The sequence below is a fragment of the Lacinutrix venerupis genome (assembly GCF_003663945.1).
GTDB classification, from domain to species: Bacteria; Bacteroidota; Bacteroidia; order Flavobacteriales; family Flavobacteriaceae; genus Lacinutrix; species Lacinutrix venerupis.
The window spans coordinates 1-1,882 of sequence record NZ_RCCH01000016.1 but is presented as its reverse complement, the minus strand read 5'-3'; the positions used below and the strand labels follow the sequence as shown (position 1 = coordinate 1,882).

The 1,882-nt window shown below is 29.9% G+C and carries 2 protein-coding genes; both read right to left on the bottom strand.

From position 1 onward, the window contains the following. Positions 1 to 524: PHP domain-containing protein (locus CLV86_RS14135; protein ID WP_121053308.1), on the bottom strand; the 524-nt coding region annotated here is incomplete at its 3' end. Then, positions 524 to 1,738: a DNA polymerase IV gene (dinB, locus tag CLV86_RS14130; protein ID WP_121053306.1), complete on the bottom strand. Its 1,215-nt coding sequence runs from the start codon at positions 1,736 to 1,738 to the stop codon at positions 524 to 526. The genes CLV86_RS14135 and dinB, both read right to left, overlap by 1 nt. Between the last annotated feature and the right edge of the window lie 144 nt (positions 1,739 to 1,882).

Genomic DNA, 1,882 nt, shown 5'->3' with positions numbered 1-1,882 from the left:
CGTAATAATCTATGTGCATTAAAATCGCGTTTATTTCTAATAGTTACTTGTTGTTGAATAACTAGCTTCTTTTTATAGTCTTTATAAATTGAAAATGGTAGCTTTCTTAATTCTTCAACAGAAACACCTACATATTCATTAGAATTAAAAACAGTTTTTTCTTGTTCTAAAACAGTCTCAAACGGATAAACAACAACAATGTTGTTTGTTGTTGGTGGCTTGTTGGGAATTACTAAATTATGATGCAAATGTTCAGATAAAAAATCATTTAACTCTTGAAAACCCTTATTATTTCTAGCCAAACCAACAAATTGCTGTTTTGCACCATTTCTAAAATCAATACCAACAACAGGCTTAATATTATGTTGTTTAGCTTTTTGAATAAAATTTAAACAAGCAGAAGTATTATTTATATCTGTTAATGCAACGGTGGAAACATTGTTTTCTTTGGCTAATTCTAACAAATCAACTTCTGAAAAAGTTCCAAATCTTAATGAATAATATGTATGACAATTTAAATACATTATTGTTTTCTATGTGCTAATACAATTGGAGGTTCTCCATTAAATGGGTTATTAAAACGCCCTATAGTTTTAGCTCCAATAGATGCTGCTTTTTGAATGCTTAATTCACCATACTTACCTCTAATAGTATCCATAGCATTATATAAGTTTAACATCTCTTCTGTATCATCAAATAAATTTATTTGATAATTACCACTTACTAAATGCGTAAATTTCACTCCAACTAATCGGATTAATAATCTACGTTGATAAAGTTTATCAAATAGCTCTAGTATTTTAGGGATAATAATATGATCTGCACTAGAATATGGAATTTTAAGCTGTTTAGTATAAGTGTTAAAATCTGAATATCTGATCTTTACACTTACACATGCTGTTAATTTATCTCCTTTTCTTAATTGATAAGCTAAATTTTCAGCCATTGCAAAAACAGTTGTTCTCAGCTTTTTAACATCTATAGTATCTTTAGTGAAAGTTCGTTCTGTTGAAATAGATTTACGTTCATGAAAAGGAATTAATGGTGGATTATCAATTCCGTTAGCTCTTTTCCAAATAGTTCTCCCATTTACACCTAATGCACTAATCAACATTTCAACAGGCATTTGTTGTACAACACTTACTTTATCTACTCCTAAGTTTCTTAAAATTTGATAAGTTTTAGTGCCAACTGAAGGTATTTTTCTAATGGATAAAGGTGCTAAAAATGATTTTTCAAAACCATGATCTATACGTAATTGATTATTTGGCTTAGCTTCTCCAGTTGCAACTTTTGAAACAATTTTATTTGCAGATAATCCAAAAGAGATTGGCAAACCTGTTTCTCTTATTACTGTGGATCTCAATTCAGAAGCATATTTATAGCTACCAAAAAACTTATCCATCCCTGATAAATCTGCATAAAACTCATCAATACTAGCTTTTTCAAATATGGGTACTTTCTCTTTAATAATTTCAGTTACTAAATGAGATTGCTTAGTATAAATCGAAGAATTACCACGTATTACAACTGCTTCAGGACATAAGCGTCTTGCGACTTTCATAGACATACCAGAATGCACTCCAAATCTTCGAGTTTCATAGCTACAAGCAGCAACAACACCTCTATCTCCTGTGCCACCAACTAATAATGGGCGTTTTTGCAAACGACTATCTATTAAACGCTCACAAGAGACAAAAAAAGTATCTAAATCCAGATGTAAAATATTTTTTTTCACCTTACAAAACTAGCTACATTTTGAAGCAATTAATGCTTATATTTGTAGCATTATGAAATTTATATCAAAAAATATACGTCATTTAAGGAGTTTAAAAGGTGTAACTCAAGAGGTTTTAGCAGAAGATTTGAAGGTAACAAGATC